Source organism: Streptomyces aureus (assembly GCF_001418135.1).
Taxonomy (GTDB): Bacteria; Actinomycetota; Actinomycetes; order Streptomycetales; family Streptomycetaceae; genus Streptomyces; species Streptomyces aureus_A.
In genome coordinates, this window is the sequence record NZ_LIPQ01000001.1 from 1 (window position 1) to 18,898 (window position 18,898).

An 18,898-nucleotide genomic window follows, 5' to 3' on the forward strand; every position below is an offset into this window, starting at 1 on the left:
ATCGGTGTACGCGGTGACGGCACCCCCCAGTGGAAGTCCGGCACGGGCAACGTCTACGCCGACGAGGGCAACCACGAGAGTCGAGCAGGGGTCTGAGTGTGGACGGTGTGGTCGGGCCGGCCACCTGGGGTGCCACGTTCCCCTGACGTGATCACTCGGTTCGGTATCCGACGTACGCGGAGGCGGGTTTCGTGCCGGGCATGTGCTTCGAGCAGGGAAGGCGCATGTCCGGCCACCCGCCCCTCGGCCGGTCCGGCCGAGGGGCGGAAGCGACACCTCTGCCTGCGTGGGCCCGGATCCCCGCCGTCAGCCGCTCCAGGCCTCTGCACCTCGCACGTAACAGGCGATACATTTGGGGCACGGCAATGCGTCGTCTGTACGTCCAGATTCTTTGACACAGCTGGGATGTGCGCCGCGGCACCACCGAAGACAGAGACGGACGGCAGCGACCTGTCCGCCGCAGAGAGGAAGATCATGAGTCTCACGCTGGCCGATGAGATCCGCAACCGGCTGGGAGATCTCAGCCCGGCCGAACGCAAGGTCGCGCGGGTCTTGCTGGCCGGGTATCCGGCAGCGGTCTTCGAGACGGTGGCCACGATCGCGGAGCGTGCCTCGGTCTCCGCTCCCACGGTGCTGCGCTGCGCGTCCCGTCTGGGTTACAAGGGATTCCCCGACCTCCAGGCCGCTCTGCGGTCCGAACTCGACGCGCGTACCGCTTCCCCCATCACCTTGTACGAGACCGCCGAATCGTCTCAGCGGCGCAGCGTGCCGGAACGTTCGGAAGAGGTGTCCGGCCCACGGCTCGAAGAGCGCTCGGCGCTCCTCCAGCAGGCCGTGTCCCAGACCTTCAAGGAGGTCGCTCCGCAGGAGTTCAGCGACGCGGTGCGCCTCCTGAGCGATCCGCGGCGCCGGGTTCACGTGGCGGGCGGCAGGTTCACGCATCTGCTGGCCCAGTACCTGGGTCTGCATCTCACGCAGTTCCGTGATCAAGTGGACTTCCTGCCCGAAAGGGATGTGGAGCGGGCTTCTTTCCTCACCCAGCTCACTCGTCGCGACGTCACCGTGCTTTTCGACTACCGGCGTTACGAGGCGGACAAGACGGTCATCGCCGAGTTGGCCCGCGAACGTGGTGGGAAGGTCATCGTGTTCACGGACCCGTGGCTCTCGCCGGCCGCCGCTCATGCCGACGTCGTTCTCATCACCCAGGTGACGTCCGACTCCCCGTACGACAGTCTCACGCCGGCGCTGGCTCTCATCGAGTCGTTGGTCGCCGCCGTGCTCGACCAGGTCGGAAACGAGGGGCACGAGAGGATGAAGCGCGCTGAGAGCGTGGCGCGCCGCGCCGGCCTGCTCTGATCGGACGGCGCCGCCCGGGCACGTCTGCCTGCCGGTGCTGTGCGGCCGACGGCCTGCTGCCGGACGTCACACGAGACCTGTGCGGCAGGCGGTCTCCTCGCTCTGTTTCATGTGCCGGTGGGCGTCGTCGCCGAGAGTGGCGACGACACCGGCGACCACGGTCTCCACCACGGCGAGCGTGGGGACGAGGCTGTCGTAGGGAGAGGGAGTGTCGACACGGCTGGGAAGCACGACTTCCGCGTGAGCGCTGGTCGGTGACAGCCACACGTCGGTGAAGACGATCACCTTGCCGCCGCGTTCCTGAGTGAGTTGCGCCATGGCTTGCTTGTCGTCCTCGTAGCGCCGGTAGTCGAAGACGACCAGGACGTCACGCCTGCCGAACGCGTTGAGTGCCGCGGTGCGCTCGACGTCCCGATCGGGCAGGAAGCGGACGTCGCCCCGGAGCTGCATCAGGTGCAGCCCGAGGTACTGGGCCAGGACGTGGGTGAACCGGCCTCCGGCGAGGACGACGCGGCGCTTGCGGTCGGAGAGAAGCGAGACGGCGGTCTGGAGATCGTGGGGCGCCAGCTCGGTGAGCGTCTGAGCCAGGGCGTTGCCGAACAGTTTCGCACTGCGGGCCATCAGGCCGTCCGGGGACTGCCGGAGGGCCGCATCGTCCGCCGTCTCGTAGAGATGGATCGGGGAGGCGTTGCGTTCGTCGAGCTCGTCGCGCAGAGCTGCCTGGAAGTCCGGAAATCCGTGGTATCCCAGGCGGCCCACAAAGCGCAGGACGGTGGGAGCACTGACGCCCGCCCGTTCGGCGACGGTGGCGACGGTCTCGAATCCCGCCGAGGGATAGGCGACGAGCAGGACGCGGGCGACCTTGCGTTCTGCCGGGGTGAGCGTGCCGAGTCTGTGACGGATGTCGTCGGCGAGGAGGCTGGTCGTCATGGGGGTCCCTCCCTGTGAGCCGAGGTCCTCAAGACCGGGTGGCAGAGCCGAGGCAGGGCCGGCACGTGGAGGCCGGCCCTGCCGGGGTGGTCATCGTGGTGCGATGTCGATCTGCAGATCGACGAGCGTCTGCGGGGTGGCGCCGTCTGCGGTCCAGGCACTGAAGCCGCCGGCCTTGGTGAAGGTGACGGTGAAGCGGGGGTCGGTCCCGAAGGTGGTGGCGGTCGCGGTCCTCTGTGCCCGGGTCGATGCGAGGGCACGCGCGGTGGTGCGGAACGAGTAGGGCATGCCGTCGGGATTGGACGCGGAGAAGAAGACGTCGTCGTTGGCGGGGACAGGGGTCGCGCCGACGGGGCGCAGGCGCCGCTTGTCCGCAGCGGGGTAGGCCGTCCAGGTGTGCGGGTGGTACCGGTCCGACTGGGTGAGGTAGGTGTAGCGGGCCTTGCGCATGCTCCAGCCGGCGGCTCCCGTGCGGGTACGGGCGGCACGCAGGTCCAGGACGGCGACGCCGTTGGGGCCGAGGACCGTCATCCGCTCGCGCCGGCTGCCGGGGTCGTCGACGATCAGGGCGGTGTTCTCCTCGAGCGCGTAGACGCGGTCGTGGCCGGTGTCGGCGGCCAGGCGGTACGCCCTGCCCTCCCGTCCGTAGGCTCCGGTGTGGGTGTCGACGAGTCCGGAGGCGAGGAATCCGAAGCCGCCCCGGGGGATGTATCCGAGCCGGGTGGGGTCCTCGAAGTAGCCGGGGGCGCTGCCGTCCCGCAGGCCCTCGTAGGACTCGCCGCCGCTGACCATGTCGGGACCGGAGACGATCTGGGCGCCGGCGGAGGAACCGGAGATCACGGCTCCTTGGGCGAGCTTGGCACGGATGGCGGCAAGGACCTTGGAGTCGGTGTGCTCGTCGCCGCGCAGCAGGGTGGTGATGTAGCGGTACTGGTCACCGCCGCCGAAGAAGAAGCCGGTCATGGAGTTGACCTGGGCGACGACGGCGTCGGAGTCGGCGTTCGCCACGTGGTCGATGTCGAGCGGCACCCACTCGGCCTCGGCGGCGCCGTGCCGCTTGAACAGGTCGGCGTAGTAGGCGCCGTTGCACGCGGAGTTGCTGCACCGTTCCGGGTCGCTGGCGTCGGGGTCCTGGCTCTCGGGCACGGAGGCCGCGGTGATGACCCCGATGCGGGCGGCGGCGCCGCCGGCGCGCCGGATGATCTCGCCGTAGACCGGGGAGTTGCTCTCCTTCAGCCCTCCGCCGATCAGGACGAGTGAGCCTGCCTTGTGGCCGGGCCGTTCGGGATCGGCCTGGGCGACGGGAGCCGTGGCGAGGAGGGTGAGGGTGACGCCGCACATGAGAACGGTGCGGCGTGCGGAACCTGAGGATGCGCGCATGGATGTCTCCGTGGATCGGATGGCGGACGGACCGAGCCCCTCGCCCGCGTATCGGTGCCGGTTCTGCGCGGGCAGGTGCGGCACAGTTCTGCGGGGCGGGTGAAGAGGCACGGGCGGGGCGTTCGAGACGCCTCCGGGGTTCGTCCGACCGGAACGTGGTTCAGGGATTTCGGGCGTCGCCGAGGGATGCGACGAGCGCGGCGAGCACGGCGACGCGCTGGGGGACGCTGGAGATGTCGAGCCATTCCTGGGGGGTGTGGTCGGCGCCCCCGATGGGCCCGAGCCCGTCCAGGACCGGCACTCCCGCTCCGGCGATGAGGTTGGCGTCCCCGACTCCGCCCGTGGCCGTGGCGCCGAGTTCCACGCCGACCGTGCGTGCCGCCTGCCGGGCCTTGTCGAGCATGCGGCGCGAGGCGGCGGTGTCCTCCATGGGCGGGCAGAGATCGAGCTGCTCGACGACGACGCCGGTGCCGGGCACAGCGGGGTGGTCCGCGGCTTCCTGGATGGCCCGCCTGACGCGCTGGACGTCGGCCGTGGTAGCCGCTCGCACCTCGACGCGCAGTTCGGCTTCCGGGCAGACGATGTTGGCGCGCGTACCGGCCCGGACCACACCCACGTTGAGGGTGACGTCGTCCCAGTGGCCGTTGAGAGCGTGCAGGGCGACGATCAGGTGCGCGGCGGCGAGAGCGGCGTTGGCTCCGCGCTCGGGTTCGATGCCGGCGTGCGCCGCTCTCCCGGTGACGGTGAGGCGGAAGTCGGCGACGCCTTTGCGGGCGATGACGAGGTCGCCGTTCTCCCGGGCGCATTCGAGGCCGAGACCGTAGTGCATGCCCTGGGCGGTGCGCTCGATGAGGCCCCGGCTGGCCGGTGAACCGATCTCCTCGTCGGGCGTGGCGAGGAAGACCAGCTCGTCGTACGCCTCGGTGCCGTACTCGGCGAGGACCTCCAGGGCGGTGAGGCCTGCCAGCAGGCCTCCCTTGTCGTCGCTCACCCCGGGCCCGTGGGCGAGGGAGCCGACCGTCCGGAAGGGGCGCGCGGCGGCGGTTCCGTCCTCGAAGACGGTGTCCATGTGGCCCGCGAGGATGATCCTGCGTCCGCCTTCGGATTCGGGGAGCGTGCCGCGCTTGCGGCCGATCAGCGCGTCGCCGGACCGGTGTCCTGCTTCGGACGGGAAGCTGACGCGTTCGGCGTCGAATCCCAGACGGTCCAGGCGCCGCTGCACCCAGTCGGCGACCTTGTTGACCCCTGCGGCGCTGTAGGACCCCGAATCGATGGAGACGAGCGTCTCGAGATCGCGCAGGTACTGGGCGCGGTGGGCGCGGGCCAGGCCGAGGAGTTCGGTGGCCGGCGCCTGCCGGCGGACCGGGGCGCTCACAGGACCTTGGACAGGAAGGCGCGGGTGCGGTCCTGCTCCGGGTCGACGAGTACCCGACGGGGGTCGCCCGCCTCGACGACGATGCCTTCGTCCATGAAGACGGCGGTGTCGCCGACCTCGCGGGCGAAGCCGATCTCGTGGGTGACGACGACCATGGTCATGCCGTCCGCGGCGAGCTGCCGCATGACGTCCAGGACATCGCCCACGAGCTCGGGGTCCAGCGCGGAGGTCGGCTCGTCGAAGAGCATCAGCTTGGGCTTCATCGCGAGGGCGCGGGCGATGGCGACGCGCTGCTGCTGTCCGCCGGACAGCTGGGCGGGATAGTGGCGGGCCCTGTCCGCCAGGCCGACCTGTTCGAGGAGGCTCTGGGCGTGCTCGCGGGCGGTGCTCCTGGCGACGGCGCCGACCCTGACGGGGGCTTCCATGACGTTCTCCAGGGCCGTCATGTGCGGGAAGAGGTTGAACCGTTGGAAGACCATGCCGATGTCCCGGCGGTGTTCGGCGACCTCCCGCTCGCGCAGCTCGTGCAGCCTGTTGCCGTGCTGCCGGTATCCGACCGGTTCCCCGTCGACGGCCAGCTTGCCGCCGTCGACCTTCTCCAGGTGGTTGATGCAGCGCAGGAAGGTGGACTTGCCGGAACCGGAGGGTCCCAGAAGACAGCAGACCTGGCCGCGTTCGACGGTGAGGTCGATGCCCTTGAGCACCTCCAGCCTGCCGAAGTGCTTGCGCACGCCTTGGGCGCGCACCATGGGAGTGCTCATCGGCTCTCCTCCTTGCTGTTCTTGCCGATCCGCTCCACGGCTCCGCCGAGCATGCGCCGGAACGGGGAGACGTACCCCGCCCTGGTGGTGCCGCGCCCGTACCGGCGTTCCAGCCAAGCCTGGGGAACGCTGAGCAGGGTGACGAGGGCGAGGTACCAGAGGCTGGCGACGACCAGCATGGGGATGACCTGGTAGTTCTGGGCGTAGACGTCCTGGATGTTCGACATGAGGTCGTGTGCGGAGATGACCGAGACGAGGGCGGTCATCTTGAGCATGTTGATGGTCTCGTTGCCCATCGGCGGGATGATGACGCGCATGGCCTGAGGCAGGACGATCCGCCGCATGGTGAGTGCGGGGCGCATGCCGAGCGAGTGCGCGGCTTCGGTCTGGCCCGGGTCGACGGACTGGATGCCGGCGCGCACGATCTCCGAGGCGTAGGCGGCCTCGTTGAGGCCCAGAGCCAGCAGGGCCGCGATCGCGGGGGTGAGGAGGGAGTTGGTCTCTGCCTGGAAGAACGTGATGTCGGTGAACGGGACGCCGACCTTCACGTACTGGTAGAGGGCGGCCGCGTAACCCCAGAAGATGATCTGCACGAGCAGTGGGGTGCCGCGGAAGAACCAGACGAACACGGTGGCCAGTCCGTAGAGGACGGGACTGGAGGACAGTCTCATGACGGCGATCAGCGTTCCGAGGCCCAGGCCCAGGGCCATGGCGGCCGCGGTCAGCCAGAGGGTGGTGGCGAGTCCGTCGAAGATGAGGTCGGCGAAGAGGTAGTGGCCGACGACGTCCCAGTGCAGGTTGTCGTTCTTGGCAAGGGAGCCGATCAGCCCGACCAGGGCCAGCAGCGCCGCGGCCGCGGCGATCCAGCGCCCGTAGTTGCGGAGGGGGACGACTTCGAGGTCCTGGGCGTGCGGATCACTCTTGGGGACGGTCACGGCGGGTGCCTTGGTGTCGCTCATCTCTAGTCCACCGCCGCGTTCTTGGTGGCCTTGGGCACGGCGATCGACGCGACGCCGTACTCGTTGTAGATCGCCGCGACGGTGCCGTCGTCGAGGAGGGCCTGGAGGGCCTGGAGGATCGCGTCGGTCAACTCGGGCAGCTCTTTGCTGACGGCTATGCCGTTGGGCGAGGCGTTGTAGCCGCCGGGCGCCTTGGGGTCGTTGACGAGGTCGAAGGCCTTGCCGTCGTCGGCGGTCTTGGCGACCCAGCCGGCAGCGGGCTTGGTGAGGACCTGGGCGACGGCCTTGCCTGAGCGCAGGGCGAGCTGTGCGTCGGAGTCCTTGGGGAAGGTCTGGATGTCGATCTTCCCCTTGCCCGCCTTCGCGCAGACCGTCTGATGGCCCTTCAACAGGTCGAGCTGGTTGGTCGCGGCCTGCACCGCGACCTTCTGTCCGCACAGCGTGTCCAGCGTGGTGATCTTTGCCGGGTTGCCCTCCGGGACGAGGATGCCCGATCCGGACTGCGAGTAGTCGACGAAGTCCACGACCTTCTGGCGGTCCCTGTTGTCGGTGATGGCCGACATCGCTATGTCGAACTTCCCGGCCTGGATGGCCGGGACGATGCCGTCGAACTTCTGAGGCGTGAAGACGAAGGCCACACCGAGCTTGCCGCCCAGCGCCTGTCCCAGGTCGTGGTCCAGACCGGTCAGCTCGCTCCCGCCCTCTTTCACGAACATCTCGAAGGGCGGGTAGGGGACATCGGTGGCCACCCTGACCCGGCCGGCCTTCTTGATCTCCTCGGGCAGCATGTCGTGCAGGGCCTGGTCCCTCTCGATCTCCACACCGGCGACGGAGACCTTGCCGGCTGCCTTGGGGGCGGAGTCGTCGCCCCCGCATGCGGAGAGGGACATGAGCGCTGTGGTCGCCACAGCGGCGGCCGCTGCCCGGTGGGCGAGACGCGTGTTCATCAGGGTGGATCCTCTCGAGGATTCTTCGCCGGCGAGTTCTGGCCGCCGGCCACAGCAGAGAAGTTACATATCGATCAGGATTCTGACTAGATGTATCTCACGTTACGTTCACGTAACGCGGCATCCTGATAGTCACTCGGGGGGTTTGACGGCAGTTTGACCGCATATTCCGGGACCTTTTCGAGGCGCGAGGAGTTCCTGCGGCCTTACATCTTTCCGTTCTGACGAATGGCTTGTAAGTTCCGCTACCAACCCGATGAGCCGCAACGGGCGCCGTCACCTGACAGCGTCCGTCTGCGGCCTGCCCGCATCCCTCTCCTTGGAGTCCCGATGGCCTCACGTCTCTCACGTCAGACCGCACCGCTCGCCGTCACCCTGATCGCGGTGACCGCAGCCATGACGATCCAGCAGCCCGCCCACGCGGCCGCGGAAAGGATCAGGCTGGGCGGCACCTCCGACGTGAGTCGCACCTCGTGGAACGGTCCCGCGTTCACGATGAACGGCGCCGGCGGCGTCGTCGCGGCCTCCATGACCCGGGCCATCGACGACATCCGCGGGGGCACCGGCAGCATCGATGTCGTCGTTCTCTCCGGATCGGCACCCACTTCGGGGAGCAGGACCCCCGAGTGCGACACCGTCATGGGTCTGACCGGCGTGAACTCGTGTACGACGTGGACGCTCACCGCAGCCACCGACGGCAACAACAGCCAGGTCAACACCGACGTCCGCAACGCCGAGTTCGTCTACTTCGCCGGCGGCGACCAGTGCAGGTACACGGCCTGGAAGGGAACGGCGCTCGAGGCGTCCGTCGAATCCGTCGTCGCCAAGGGCGGCGGCTCCGGCGGCGGAAGCGCCGGCCACCACATCAACAGCCCCGTCGTCTACGACGCCTGCAACGGCAGCGTCACCAGCGCCGAAGCACTCGCCAACCCCTACGACCGCTACATCAGCTTCACCACCGGCATGTTCCAGTGGGCCAACTACGGCGGGGTCGTCAACGACTCCCACTTCGTGACGCGCGACCGCATGGGCCGCACCATGGCGTTCCTCGCCCGCTCGGTGAAGGACGGCCTCACGACGGGAGGCGCCGCCTGGGCCGTCGGCGTCGAGGAGGGCGGCGGGTCGCTGTTCATCGACCGCAACGGCATGGCGACCGAGTACGGCAAGGACGCCTACGTCGTCCTCGCCGACCACCAGCCCGAGCAGGCCGTGGACCGCAAGCCCCTGACGTACTCCGGCTTCAAGATCTGGCGCCTGACGCCGGGCGGCACGTTCGACTTCAAGAACCGGCCCACCTGCGGCTACTACCTGCGCAGCGTCACCAACGGGGTGACCGACGCCAACCTCTACAACGGCACTCCGGTGACCGACTGCGGAGGCCAGAGCGGCGCCGCACTCACCGAGAGCGAGCCGAACGACACCCGTGACACGGCCGACGACGCCACCGCCCTGTCCTCCCCCGGCACCCTGACCGGAAGCATGAAGTCCACCAGCGACCGCGACTACTTCAAGGTCGGTCTGGCCGGCGGCCAGACCGCCACCCTGAACTGCGCCGTCCCTGCCGCGTACGACGCCGACGTCCACCTCCTCGATTCGGCCGGCAGCACCCTGGAACGCTCCGTCAACGACGGCGCCGGCACCGACGAAACCCTCACCTTCACCCGAACCGCCTCCGGGACCGGCACGTACTACATCGACGTGGAGGCTTACAGCGGCAGCGGGACCGCCACGTACACCTGCACCCTGACGAAGAGCTGACGAGAGCGCCGGATCTTCGACCGATGTCCGGTGTGAAGACCCGGCCGCCCCCGCTCGCGGCCCCGGCCCGGCACCGCCGGGCCGGCACCTTCTCGGCCTATTGCGGATGGGCGAGCTTCCAGGGGTCGAGTCGCGCGTCCAGCTCCTCCTCCGTGAGCAGTCCGCCCCTGGCCGCCAGCGTGCGCACGGACAGCCCCGTGTCCATGCATTGGCGCGCCAGCTCGGTCGCACGCTGATAACCGATGACCGGATTCAGCGCCGTGGCGAGGCCCGCCGACCTGTCCACCGACTCGCGGAGACGGTCCTCGTTCGCTTCGATCCCCTGTACGCACCGCTCGGCCAGGACGCGGCAGGCCGCCTCCAGACGGTTCATCGAGTTCAGGAGGTGGTGGGCCATCAAAGGCTCGAAGGCGTTCAGCTGGAGCTGCCCCGCCTGGGCCGCCGCCGACACCGCGGCGTCAGCCCCGACGACATCGAAGCACACCTGGTTGACCGCCTCAGGAACGACGGGGTTCACCTTGCCCGGCATGATGCTCGACCCTGCCTGCAGCGCCGGCAGGCGAAGCTCCCCCAGGCCGGCCCTCGGCCCGGAGCACAACAGCCTGAGGTCGTTGCAGATCTTCGACAGGCGCAGGGCGAACTGCTTCAGGGAGCTGGAGAGCTGAATGAATCCCCCCACCCCCTGGGTGCTCTCGACGGGCTGGCGGGCCGAGCGGACCGGGGCCGACGTGATGGTCGCCAGATGCGCCACGGCACGCTGCGCGAACCCGGCGTCGGCATTCAGGCCGGTTCCGATGGCGGTTCCGCCGAGATTGACTTCGAGCAGCGCGGAAGAGGCCCGCGTGACGAGCGACGCGTCATCGCGCACCGTGAGGGCGAACGCGTCGAACTCCTGGCCCAGAGTCATCGGTACGGCGTCCTGAAGTTGCGTCCTGCCGAGCTTCACGATCTTGGCGAACGCACCCCCGCGTTCGGTGAAGGCATGGGCGAGGGCGCTCATCGCGTCCAACAGACGTCCTGCGGCGGCGTACATCGCGAGCTTGGCCGCTGTCGGGTACACGTCGTTGGTGCTCTGGGAGCGGTTGACGTCGTCGTTGGGGTGCAGATGGGCGTAGGCGCCGCGCTCGTGACCGAGCAGCTCCAGCGCCCGGTTCGCGATCACCTCGTTGGCGTTCATGTTCGACGAGGTGCCCGCACCGCCCTGGAACACATCCACCACGAAGTGGTCGTGCAGACGCCCTTCGCGGACTTCTCCGCACGCCGCGACGATCGCTTCGACCCGCTCACGCGGCAGGGTGCCGAGCTCACCGTGGGCGAGAGCGGCGGCCTCCTTCACCTCGGCGAGGGCGATCACGAGCTCAGGATGGGCGGACAGCGCCACGCCGGTGAGCGGGAAGTTCTCAACGGCCCGAAGAGTGTGCACGCCGTAGTAGACGTGTCCCGGAACGCATCTCTCGCCGATCAGATCGTGCTCCTTGCGTACGGAATCCACATTCGCCCCTTCGCACAAGCCCCAACAGGAGGACACCACAGCGGCACCCGCGCCTGCAGTATCAGGCATTACAGATGCACATTTCAATAGACAATCTGAATCCTGCGTTACGTGGCGCCGCTGCGCAGCGTAGGCTCGTCGTCGGCGTCACGGGCAGCGCAGCGGCCAACTCAGGGGTGAGACCGGCATCGCGGGCCAGGAGCGCGGCTTGGACCCGGTTGGTGACGTCCAGGGTGGCCAGGATGCGGCTGACGTGGGCGCCGGTTGCCGATCCACAGGCCCCCTGTGACGGCCAGTAGCAGAAACAGGCTGGCACCGTACTGCTGCGGCCGCCACAGGGAGACCGTCGGATGAAAGAGTGCGTTGCCGGTCAGCGCGGCGGCGGTACAGGTCACGGCTGCCGGGGTGTGCCGGTCGGCGGCGAGGTCGAACAGGGCGAGAAGCAACAGCGGGAGCATGGGCCACCCCCACACTCCCGCCGCTGCCGTCGTCGCAGCGGGGGCGAGCAGCCAGTGGCCACGCCGGCTGCACCGCACCCGGGCCCTCCTTCGTCTTCCCGGGGAGTGTTTTCGCCTCTTCGCGCATCCACACCCGTGCCGGCGACCGAAACAACGCATACATCCATCGCTTCACAGGAGGCCATCGTGCTCGTTCTGATCGGAGTGATCGTCGTAGCCGTGCTGATCGGCGCGTTCGTCCTCGGGACCAAGGTCCGCGATGAGGAGGCCCCGCCGCCGGACCCCGCCTCGCATCCGCTGCGACCCCCCACCGACCGTCTGCCGGGCGAGATGTCCGCGTACCGAAGGCCCTTCGACGTTCCCCGTACCGACTGGGCACATCGGCTTCGGCCGTATCAGCTCGGAGCCAGTACGGAGACGTCGCCTGTGCCCCCGCGGGAGTAGTCGGCACACGTCGGCAGCGGCTCCGGCGCCGACCGGACGGATCCCGGTTCGCGCAGCGTCTTCAGGTTACGCAGCGTTTCTGCACCGTAAGGTGGATCGCATGGCCGAGACCAGTCTGGGAATCACCACAGGGGCCTTGGCCCAACGCCTGGGGGTGTCGCCGACCACCGTTCGTTCCTGGGAGCAGCGCTACGGCATCGGGCCGGCGATCCGCGCGAACGGCAAGCACAGGCGCTGGTCCCCCTCCGATGTCGCGATGCTTGAGGAGATGTGCCGTCTCACCGCTTCGGGCATTCCCCCTGCGGAAGCCGCTCGTGCTGCCCGGAGCGACCGCCGGGTGCCGGCCGGAACCGGCAAGGAACTCGCTGCTCCGGCCTCGTCCGACTCCGATCCCTCCCCGGGCCGCAGGCCGGCCGGGGGAGGTGGATTGCCCCTTGGTGACGTACGGCAGGAGTGCCGCGGTCTGGCCCGGGCGGCGGTCCGGTTGGACGCCCCGGCGATGGAGACCCTGTTGGAGCAGGTGATCTCGAACCACGGCCTCGTGACGGCCTGGGAAGAGGTGATGGTGCCCACGCTCCATGCCGTCGGCCGCAAATGGGAGTCCTCGGACGACCGTTACGTCGAGGTCGAGCACTTGCTGTCCTGGCAGGTCTCGACCGCCCTTCGCCGCGCCGCCCTTGCTTCCGTGGGGAAGCCGAGGGCTCCCGTGCTGCTTGCGTGCGTGCCGTCAGAGCCCCATACGCTGCCGCTCGAGGCGCTTGCCGCAGGTCTCTCCGAGCGGGGCATCGCGACTCTCATGTTCGGCGGCGCCGTCCCGGCGGAGGCACTGGATGCCGCGGTGCGCAGGTGCGGTCCTGCCGCAGTGGTGCTGTGGTCTCAGGCGCGTTCGACGGCGAGCCACGCGCTGGCACGCCATGTAGCGGGCATGACGTTCGGTCTGCGCGGTGCCCGGACAGCGCCAGTGGTACTGCTGGCGGGCCCCGGCTGGGCGGGCCGGACGCCCGACTCGGGCATGTTGCGCCCCCGGGGTCTACGGGAGGCGCTCGACTCCGTTTCCCGCATCTACGGCGAGCCCGCGCCGGAATCGTGACGCCGGTCCGTACGCGCGGTTCGCTGCACTGACGGCACTTCGAGAGAAGGCCGCAAGACGTTGCCGCGTGCGGGTCTTCCGAGTGTCCGACACGGCTCTCAGCGTACGCATGGAGCAGGTTTCCGAAGCAGCGAGCGGTCAGCCTGTTCCCGGAACGGGAACCGCCGTGACAACGAGGTTACGCAGATAACCGCCTCTGTCCGGGTCGTACGGGGTCGCACAGGTGATCAATCTGAGGACAGGTGGCCCCGTTCTGGCGAAGGTGGACGCGGGCAGGTCACTCTTGCCGACCGTCACGCGGGCGGCGATGCGGTAGGAGACAGGAGGAGCACCGTGGCGTCGCACCAGGACGACGTCACCCGCGCGGACGTCGCGGAGGGCGGCGAATTCGCCCAGGTCTCCCGAGCGGGAGTCGACATGCCCGATCAGTACAGCCGAGCCGGAGGTCTGTCCCGGAGCGGTGCCGAAACGGTACCAACCGGCCACTCCGGGGTCGGCGGGAACCTCAGCACCGCCCTGCTTGTCGACTCCGACCGGTACGACCGGGGCATGCAGACCGACGCGTGTGATCTCGATGCTCTGGGGGCGTGCTGGTTGACCGAGCGGTCTCTCGGCCCGGGCGGGTGCGTGAGGGAGGGGAGCGGAGCCTGGGATCGGCTCCGCCCAGGGCCCTGACGCGGCGGGAGACGTCCGGGCGTGGAAATCGGGGGCATCCCGGGCGGACGACTGAAACGTTGCTCCGACGGCGAGGGCCACTGATCCGGCGGCGGCCAGCACGGCGACCGCGATGGCGCCGCCCGGGCTCGTTCGGGATGGCGTGTCCCTGCGTGCTTCAGGCACGAGATCGTGCCACCACGCGGCGAGCGGTGAGGGCGCCGGCGAGCGCGAGCAGTCCGGCACCGGCCGAGAGGGCGATCCATGCCTCGGAGTCGTTGGGCTGTCCGAGCCCGGCGGCCACGCCTGAGGGTGCGGCGTGCATGCCGGTCAGGGTCTGCACCTTGAGGGCGAGATTCTTGTCCGCCGCGCTGCCCCAGGCGTAGACGATGTTCGTCGCGCCTTCCTTCAGATCGAGGTCGGCGGGACCGATGACGACGTCGTCGCTGCCGGCGAGGACGACATCGGCAGAGACGGTCCCTGCGGGGAGCTCAGCGGTGTCCTCCTTGGGGTTCTCCAGTGCCTTGAAGACGGGCTGGCCCCCTGCCCTGACGTCCACGGCGGGTGCTGCGGCAACGTGGCGTACGGTCAGCCGGGTCTGCCCTGCGGGGATCTTGGCGGTGTCGTTGACGAAGGCGTCGAGCTGGGGCTTGCCATCGGCCGACAGGTGCGCCACGACGGTCGCGTTCGCACCCGCGGGGACGTCCACGGTCTTCTGGATGGCGGGCGTCCCCTTGGGGTCGGCGCCGGCGGGGAAGACCTTGAGGTCGTAACTCCCCGAAGGGAGCTCCTGTGGCTCGGTAAGCGTGCCCGGCTTGAAGTCCGGGAGGAGTTCGTCACCATTGGCGTACACGTCGACAGTGAGTCCGGGTACGGCGTGCAGGACGGACACCGTGGCCTTGTCCTCGTCGGCGGCGGAGGCAGGCAGAGCGGCGCTCAAGGCAAGTGCGCACGTTCCGAGGGTGGCTGCCACTGCGGCGGTGGTCCGGGGATTCATCTCTGATTCCTTTCGAACCGTTCACTCCGTGCGAGTGAGCGGATACCTGTGCTTCGCCGCGCTCCGACAGCCGGGATGCAGGTTTCACTCCCCCATTTCGATGCAACATCAATGCGTCTTGCTGTGGTGCATCGATTTAGCGACGGTGTGAGGGACGGTGCATCCCCGTGCCTTAGGAGAAAGCCATGGTCTCCGCTCAGTCCTCCTCGCCTGCTCGAAGCAGCCCGCAGGCGCTCTACGCGGCCCCCACCCGGGCAGCGCACCCGTCTACCCGCTCAACGACGCTCGACGAGTCGGAAGCAGAGCTTGCGCGGCGGTTCGTGTGCGGCGATCCAGCCGCGTTGGCCGCTCTGTACGAGGAGCACGCCGCTCTGGTGTATTCGCTGGCTCGCCGCGCACTCGGCAATGCTCAGGACGCGGAGGACGTCACACAGCAGGTGTTCATCGCCGCCTGGCGCGGCCGCGCCGGATACCGGCCGGAGCGAGGCGTTCTCGGCGGCTGGCTCGTCGGCATCGCACGTCACGTCATCCTGGACGCGCGTACGGCACGGACGCGGAGGACCGACCTCGAGCGTGTGCTGACGGGTCAGCACGCGCAGGTGGTCCGCAACTACAGCAGGGACGAGTGCGAGCAGGCTCTGAACAGAGTGATCGTCCTGCAGAAGCTCGGCCTCCTCTCTCCCGTCCAACGACGTCTGGTCGGAATGGCGATCTACGGCGACATGACCCAGGCGCAGATCTCGGAGGAGACCGGACTCCCCCTCGGCACGGTCAAGAGCCACATCAGGCGCGCCTTGCACTCCCTTCGCCGTTGCATGGAACCGCCTGTCTGAGACGCCCACGCGTTCGCGCAACGTCAGTCCCCATGACCGGTACCACCGCTGCCGAAGCCCCCGCTGGAGATACCGCGCCACTTGCGCTTCTCCTCGCTCGGCGTTTGCGTGTCGGCCTGACCGGAACTGCTCAGGTTGTACGGCATGAGCCGGTGCTCGCCGTCCGTCCTGGGAACCTCGGACGGCTTGCGGTACTCAGAGACCTCACCGGGCAGTTGGCCGGTGTCGGGGCGGTGCGGCTGGGATGCGGGGTCGGGCGGTGGAAGCTCCCTGTTCATGACCCGGATACCCCACACGAACGCTCCGATGAGGACCACTACGACGACGAGCCCGCCCAGTACCTGGGCGAGACCTGATTGCCAGACACCCGCCGCGAGCACCGGCGTGCCGAGGAGATCTGTGTGCATGGTGCGTTCCCTTCGTCGACCCCCTCCGCCGAAGACGGCGAGACGTCTCGCGATCGCCCACGCCGTCATCATCCGGACTTTCGGACGTCGGGTCGACGACGGATGCACGCGCGGGTGAAGGACGGGCCCTCGCTCGTCACCGCGCCTAGAGCCTGCCGATGACCGCGCAGGGCCATACGGGTCAAGGCTGCATCCGAAGGTCCCGAAGTCGTCGCAATCCAGGACGACATACTCCCGCACGCTCACAAGGAGAGCCCATGGCCATCGTCCAGACGCATACGCCCGGCGCGTACACCCCGGGGGCAGGCCTCTACGAATGCGACTGCGCAGGGGGGCATCTCTGGCGGATCGACCTGGCCGGCCATCTCTTCCCTCCGTTCCCACCTGGCTGTTCCGCGGACCACTGGCGGGCGGCGGAGGCCATCGCACCGCCCTCCGCTGCTCCGGAGGGCAGCCCGCGGCCATGAAGGAGGGGAGCCCGGTGACGACAGCGAAGGCTTCCGAGCGGTCGCCGTACGACGGACAGACCGTCGCGCGGCAGCTCGTCCCGCATGGGGGGCGATGCATCCAGAAGCGCGCACCCGCCGCCGGGCTCCCCCGGACTCCGGGCGCGCGTGCTCGGAGAGCAGTCACTAACGGACGGGACACGGCCGCGACACGCGGCGGAAACGGGCCGTCCCTAATTTCTGTCAACCGACAGGAATTCGCAGGGACGACTCACCTCCGCGACAGGGGACCGCCATGACCGTGACCACCGATCCCGCACCGCCGACACCCCCTCCGCCCGGCGGCGGGGACGCTCTCGCCCCGTTCGGCTATCCCCAGGAGCTGCGGAGGCGGATGGGCGGATACGCCTCCTTCGCCGCCGGGTTCTCCTTCATCTCCGTGCTGACCACCGTCTTCCAGTTCTTCTCCCTGGGCTACTCGTTCGGAGGGCCGCTCTTCTTCTGGACCTGGCCCGCGGTCCTCGTCGGACAGCTCCTCGTCGCCGCCTGCTTCGCCGAACTCGCCGCCCGGCTGCCCATCGCCGGGGCGATCTACCAGTGGGCGAGCCGGCTCGGCAGCCCCGCCTTCGGGTGGTACGCGGGCTGGATCATGGTCACCGGACGGATCGTGGTGGTGGCGGCCGCCGCGCTCGCCCTCCAGGTCGTCCTGCCCGCCGTCTGGACCGGCTTCCAGATCGTCGGCGGCGACCCGTCGCCCACGACGACCAGCGGAGCCGCCAACGCCGCCCTCCTCGGCCTGGTCCTGCTGGCACTCACCACCCTGCTCAACGTCCTGGACAACCGCGCGCTGTCGGCCGTCAACACGATCGGGGTCACCGCCGAGATCGCCGGTGTCGCGCTGATCGTCACCCTCCTGGCCACCCACGCGGAGCGCGATCCCGGGATCACCCTGCACACGGGCGGTCACGGCGGCCTGATCACGGCGCTTCTGGTGGGCTCGTTCACCGCGGCGTACGTCCTGATCGGTTTCGAGAGCGCGAGCGAGATGAGCGAGGAGACCGTCAACCCCCGGCGCACCGCGCCGCGTACGACGCTCACCGCCCTCACCACCTCCGGCGTCTGCGGCGGGCTGCTGCTCCTCGGCGGCCTGCTCGCCGCGCCCAGCCTCACCGACGGACGCCTGGCCGCGGAGGGCCTCGGCTACGTGCTCACCAGCACCCTCGGCGACGGCCTCGGCAGGGTCCTGCTCGCCGACGTGGCCGTGGCGATCTGCGCGGCGACCCTCGCGATCCAGACCTCCGCGACCCGCATGCTCTTCTCCATGGCCCGGGACGGCGTCCTCCCCCGGTCGGCGGCGTTGGCGCGGGTGCCCCGGAGGACCGGAATGCCCGGCACGGCGGCGGTGGTGGTCGGCGTCGGCGCGGGACTGCTGCTCCTGCTCAACCTCGCCTCCCCGCAGGCTTTCCTCGCCATCGGCACCACCTGTATCGCCATGGTCTACCTGGCCTACGCCATGGTCACCGGTCCGATGCTGGTCCGGCGGCTGCGGGGCGAGTGGCGGCCGGACGACGGTGGGCGCGACGAACTCGGGCGTCCGCTGTTCTCCCTCGGCCGCTGGGGACTTCCGGTCAACGCGCTCGCGGTCGCCTACGGCCTCTTCATGACGGTCAACCTCGCCTGGCCGCGTGCCGAGGTGTACGACCCCGAGGGCGGCCACTGGTACTTCCGGTGGTTCACCGTCCTGGTCCTCGCGGCCACGGTCGCGTCGGGTGCGACGTACCGCTGGTACCGCGGCCGGGAGGGCTCCGGGGGGCGGCCGGACGGGACGGGACACGGAGGCCCCGCGGCGCCGGAGCCGGAGGCCGTACGCGCCTGAGGCGGGACGGCGTCCGGAAGCCGTGGGTCAGACCTGTGCCGCGAGGAGCTCCCGCCCCTCGCGGCGCAGTCGTGTCAGGGAGCGCTGCGGCACGCCGGCCACCCGCAGCGCGGCGTCGGCCGTCGCCGCCGCGAGGGCCGCGGGATCGCGGGCGGGGTCGGCGCGCCGGATGAGGATCACGCTCTCGGTGAGACCGAAGAGGAGGTCGGCGCGGAGCGCGCGCTCCTCGGGGCCGAGGGCCGCACCGGGCTCCGTGGCGGCGAGCAACCCCGCGTAGGAGTCCTTGAGTTCGGCCCTGAGCCGATGGAAGACGGCGAAGCGCTCCGTCTGCACCTCGGGCAGCAGGTAGAGCGCGCCGAGGTTGTACGGACCTGCGCACAGCAGCGCCGCGTCGGAGTGGCACAGCGCCCACAGGCGCGCCTCCGGGGACGCCTCCGCGCGGGAGACGAGCCGGGCCGCCACCTCCAGGGAGGGGCGCACGGTCCCTTCCAGCAGCTCCGCGAGGATCGCTTCCTTGCCGTCGACGTAGTGGTAGAGGGACGCCTGCCGCAGCCCGGCGCGCTCGGCGATGGACCGGGTGGAGGTCGCGGTGTAGCCGCGGGTGGTGAACAACTCGGCCGCCACGGCGATGACTTCGTCGCGCGGCTCCGGGCCGCCGGCCGGGCGCTCCTGGGCCCGCGGGCGGCCGACTCTCCTGCCGGTGGGCGTGTTCGGCGTGCTCACTCCGTGATCCTC

General features: G+C 69.6%; 17 protein-coding genes and 2 pseudogenes. 6 read left to right on the top strand and 13 right to left on the bottom strand.

Translation table 11 applies throughout. The annotated features are described in order from the left end of the window. Positions 1-474: 474 nt before the first annotated feature. Positions 475-1,356: a MurR/RpiR family transcriptional regulator gene (locus tag AOK00_RS00005; protein ID WP_055598251.1), complete on the top strand. Its 882-nt coding sequence runs from the start codon at positions 475-477 to the stop codon at positions 1,354-1,356. Positions 1,357-1,422: 66 nt separating this feature from the next. Here AOK00_RS00005 and AOK00_RS00010 read toward each other — a convergent pair whose 3' ends face one another. From AOK00_RS00010 to AOK00_RS00035, 6 genes are all read right to left on the bottom strand, one after another. After that, positions 1,423-2,286 carry a MurR/RpiR family transcriptional regulator gene (locus tag AOK00_RS00010; protein WP_055598252.1) on the bottom strand — a complete coding sequence of 288 codons (864 nt, stop codon included), beginning with the start codon at positions 2,284-2,286 and terminating at the stop codon, positions 1,423-1,425. A 90-nt stretch (positions 2,287-2,376) separates the two neighbouring features. Beyond that, complete coding sequence (locus AOK00_RS00015) at positions 2,377-3,666, bottom strand: cyanophycinase (RefSeq protein WP_055598253.1); 1,290 nt, start codon at positions 3,664-3,666, stop codon at positions 2,377-2,379. A gap of 160 nt (positions 3,667-3,826) precedes the next feature. Continuing rightward, positions 3,827-5,041, bottom strand: coding sequence for a M20 family metallopeptidase (locus AOK00_RS00020; protein WP_055598254.1), 1,215 nt, complete (start codon positions 5,039-5,041; stop codon positions 3,827-3,829). After that, the gene (locus AOK00_RS00025) at positions 5,038-5,802 is read right to left on the bottom strand and encodes an amino acid ABC transporter ATP-binding protein (RefSeq protein WP_437441366.1); all 765 of its coding nucleotides are present in this window, start codon (positions 5,800-5,802) and stop codon (positions 5,038-5,040) included. Before AOK00_RS00025 ends, AOK00_RS00020 begins: the two co-directional genes overlap by 4 nt. Continuing rightward, entirely contained in the window at positions 5,799-6,761 is a 963-nt protein-coding gene (locus AOK00_RS00030) for an amino acid ABC transporter permease (RefSeq protein WP_055598256.1), read from the bottom strand. The genes AOK00_RS00025 and AOK00_RS00030 overlap by 4 nt, the downstream gene beginning before the upstream one ends. A gap of 2 nt (positions 6,762-6,763) precedes the next feature. After that, positions 6,764-7,708, bottom strand: coding sequence for an ABC transporter substrate-binding protein (locus AOK00_RS00035; protein ID WP_055598257.1), 945 nt, complete (start codon positions 7,706-7,708; stop codon positions 6,764-6,766). Between the two features lie 330 nt (positions 7,709-8,038). Here AOK00_RS00035 and AOK00_RS00040 point away from each other — a divergent pair, with 330 nt between their 5' ends. Further along, positions 8,039-9,466 (top strand): hypothetical protein, encoded by a 1,428-nt coding sequence (locus AOK00_RS00040; protein ID WP_254047182.1) that lies wholly within the window; start codon positions 8,039-8,041, stop codon positions 9,464-9,466. A gap of 97 nt (positions 9,467-9,563) precedes the next feature. Here the strand turns inward: AOK00_RS00040 and AOK00_RS00045 are convergent, their stop codons facing one another. The 3 genes and pseudogenes from AOK00_RS00045 to AOK00_RS41520 form a co-directional block, all read right to left on the bottom strand. After that, positions 9,564-10,958, bottom strand: coding sequence for an aspartate ammonia-lyase (locus AOK00_RS00045; protein WP_055598258.1), 1,395 nt, complete (start codon positions 10,956-10,958; stop codon positions 9,564-9,566). Between the two features lie 175 nt (positions 10,959-11,133). Continuing rightward, positions 11,134-11,229 (bottom strand): annotated as a pseudogene (locus AOK00_RS39855) (DNA-binding response regulator); the annotation flags it as partial. Then, positions 11,219-11,482: pseudogene (locus tag AOK00_RS41520) on the bottom strand (two-component sensor histidine kinase); the annotation flags it as partial. The pseudogenes AOK00_RS41520 and AOK00_RS39855, both read right to left, overlap by 11 nt. 69 nt (positions 11,483-11,551) lie before the next feature. Between AOK00_RS41520 and AOK00_RS41525 the strand changes: the two are divergent. Both AOK00_RS41525 and AOK00_RS00055 read left to right on the top strand, forming a co-directional pair. Continuing rightward, positions 11,552-11,860 carry a DUF6479 family protein gene (locus AOK00_RS41525; protein ID WP_437441367.1) on the top strand — a complete coding sequence of 103 codons (309 nt, stop codon included), beginning with the start codon at positions 11,552-11,554 and terminating at the stop codon, positions 11,858-11,860. 100 nt (positions 11,861-11,960) lie between these two features. Then, positions 11,961-12,950 carry a MerR family transcriptional regulator gene (locus AOK00_RS00055; protein WP_055598260.1) on the top strand — a complete coding sequence of 330 codons (990 nt, stop codon included), beginning with the start codon at positions 11,961-11,963 and terminating at the stop codon, positions 12,948-12,950. A 138-nt stretch (positions 12,951-13,088) separates the two neighbouring features. Here the strand turns inward: AOK00_RS00055 and AOK00_RS36515 are convergent, their stop codons facing one another. Both AOK00_RS36515 and AOK00_RS00065 read right to left on the bottom strand, forming a co-directional pair. Next, the gene (locus tag AOK00_RS36515; RefSeq protein WP_367870017.1) at positions 13,089-13,850 is read right to left on the bottom strand and encodes a class F sortase; all 762 of its coding nucleotides are present in this window, start codon (positions 13,848-13,850) and stop codon (positions 13,089-13,091) included. Then, a complete protein-coding gene (locus AOK00_RS00065; RefSeq protein ID WP_055598262.1) occupies positions 13,783-14,601 on the bottom strand; it encodes a DUF4397 domain-containing protein in 819 nt (272 codons plus the stop codon). Before AOK00_RS00065 ends, AOK00_RS36515 begins: the two co-directional genes overlap by 68 nt. A 185-nt stretch (positions 14,602-14,786) precedes the next feature. Between AOK00_RS00065 and AOK00_RS00070 the strand changes: the two genes are divergently transcribed. Further along, positions 14,787-15,434, top strand: coding sequence for an RNA polymerase sigma factor (locus tag AOK00_RS00070; RefSeq protein WP_055598263.1), 648 nt, complete (start codon positions 14,787-14,789; stop codon positions 15,432-15,434). A 23-nt stretch (positions 15,435-15,457) separates the two neighbouring features. Here AOK00_RS00070 and AOK00_RS00075 read toward each other — a convergent pair whose 3' ends face one another. Further along, positions 15,458-15,841, bottom strand: coding sequence for a DUF6479 family protein (locus AOK00_RS00075; RefSeq protein ID WP_055598264.1), 384 nt, complete (start codon positions 15,839-15,841; stop codon positions 15,458-15,460). A gap of 741 nt (positions 15,842-16,582) precedes the next feature. Here AOK00_RS00075 and AOK00_RS00080 point away from each other — a divergent pair. Further along, on the top strand, positions 16,583-18,163 hold the full coding sequence (locus AOK00_RS00080) for an amino acid permease (protein ID WP_079041746.1): 1,581 nt from the start codon (positions 16,583-16,585) through the stop codon (positions 18,161-18,163). A gap of 27 nt (positions 18,164-18,190) precedes the next feature. Here the strand turns inward: AOK00_RS00080 and AOK00_RS00085 are convergent, their stop codons facing one another. Continuing rightward, a complete protein-coding gene (locus AOK00_RS00085; RefSeq protein ID WP_055598266.1) occupies positions 18,191-18,886 on the bottom strand; it encodes a TetR/AcrR family transcriptional regulator in 696 nt (231 codons plus the stop codon). Between the last annotated feature and the right edge of the window lie 12 nt (positions 18,887-18,898).